Consider the following 1441-nt stretch of genomic DNA (forward strand, 5'->3'; position numbering starts at 1 on the left):
AACTGGAAAATCTGTTTTTTTTCATGTTAAGCGTAAATTTTGCACAGTCGAAACAAGAAAAATTTAATATCTCTAATACCCCTGAATACCCTCCTGAACTCTTTAATTTTGGCATTAAACGATTCGGCGGCCGCGTTTGTACTCCTGTTGTCAAAATAATTCAAAATAGTTTGATAGTGATTCTCTATAGTTCTGGCCACGGTAGCGAAAGCCTTGAGCTTGGTTTCCTCGACTTTCCTGTACCACTGTGCCAGCTTGGTGTAAGCGACATCTTTCCACCTGGTTCTCCGGAAGATTTGTCCCAGTTTTAACGCGAGTTCATAGGCCTGTTTGATATCCGGGTAAAGCTTGAACAATATCCCCGCTCTCGTTTCCTGGGAAGGAGTCCACGAGGACGGTGTCTTGTACAACAAGTACCTGCTTCGTGCCAGGAGTTGTTTTAACGTGTCGCCATTTTCCAGCATGGCAGGTTTAAACTTGAGCCCGTTTTCTCTCGCGTGGAGTATCGCCTCGTTCTCGCTCTCTATCGCTTCCCAGCGATGTTGTACCCGCAAGTCCTGTACCGCCTCGTGAACTAGCTGGTGAACGTGAAAACGATCCGTCACCAGACGGGCGGCGGGAAAACATTCCCGGGCGATCTTTTCCATGCTTGGGGCCATGTCTAACGTGATCTCTTGCACCCGGTAACGAAGGCGGCGGGGAAGCTTCAATAGAACCGATGACACGTCTTCCGCGCGGGTACCTTTCACGATTGCCACGATGCTACCCTTACGACCGTGAGCCTGCTTGTTGGTGATGATCGTTCGAAGGTCCCCGGCAGCCGTTTCATCGATACTCAAGAACGGACCAACGTTACCGGGAAAAAGAAGCCAATACTCGGCGTGAGACAGCTGAGCCCAGGAGCGAAAATCACTCCAGTGATTCTTGTATTGCTCTTGTAATTGATCTCCGGGCAAGTGATAGTGACGGGCCACGCTTTGAATGCTTACCGGGTGATTATCGATGTGTTCCTTTTAAAAAATCCGAGAACTCTCTCGATAAAGAACTCCCTCGGGCCACGAGATTCCAATCACGGGATATGACTTTGCCCGTTTCAACATGCTTCCAACGACGACGTTTGATCACCAGGTCAAAAACCTTTCCACGTGAAGGAAAATCATGAACAACTTGCTCGTCATGAAAACCGTGGCAAATATACTCCCCGGGTGGATAAGGGGAAGGTACTTCTTTTTTCTCTTCAAGGTAAACCCGGTAACCGATAGCGATTGCACTCACACGGGTTACTATAAAATAATCCAGCAAACCTGCTGGGAACATTAAAGATACAAGTTCTTCTAAAGCCGTCATGACATTTTACAGTTTAGAAAGCAAAAATAAAAGAAACGGGGGAAAATCTGTGTGTGAAAAATAACTTTCACACACAGATTTTCCACTTGAGCCG

The 1441-nt window shown here is 47.1% G+C and carries 2 protein-coding genes; both read right to left on the minus strand.

What is annotated here, in order from left to right; translation table 11 throughout:
- Positions 1-26 precede the first annotated feature (26 nt).
- Positions 27-974, minus strand: a complete 948-nt coding sequence (locus L0M98_RS22505) for an ISAon1 family transposase (RefSeq protein ID WP_441301368.1) — start codon at positions 972-974, stop codon at positions 27-29.
- Between the two features lie 22 nt (positions 975-996).
- Positions 997-1347 (minus strand): ISAon1 family transposase N-terminal region protein, encoded by a 351-nt coding sequence (locus L0M98_RS22510; RefSeq protein ID WP_227217894.1) that lies wholly within the window; start codon positions 1345-1347, stop codon positions 997-999.
- Positions 1348-1441 lie beyond the last annotated feature (94 nt).

Origin of the sequence: Butyricimonas sp. DFI.6.44, assembly GCF_022132345.1 — a bacterium.
In the GTDB taxonomy this organism is placed as follows: Bacteria; Bacteroidota; Bacteroidia; order Bacteroidales; family Marinifilaceae; genus Butyricimonas; species Butyricimonas muris.

Bases quoted from the DNA above. Each gene is read 5' to 3' on its own strand.
- L0M98_RS22510 (WP_227217894.1), bottom strand. From the start codon at position 1,347: ATGACGGCTTTAGAAGAACTTGTATCTTTAATGTTCCCAGCAGGTTTG.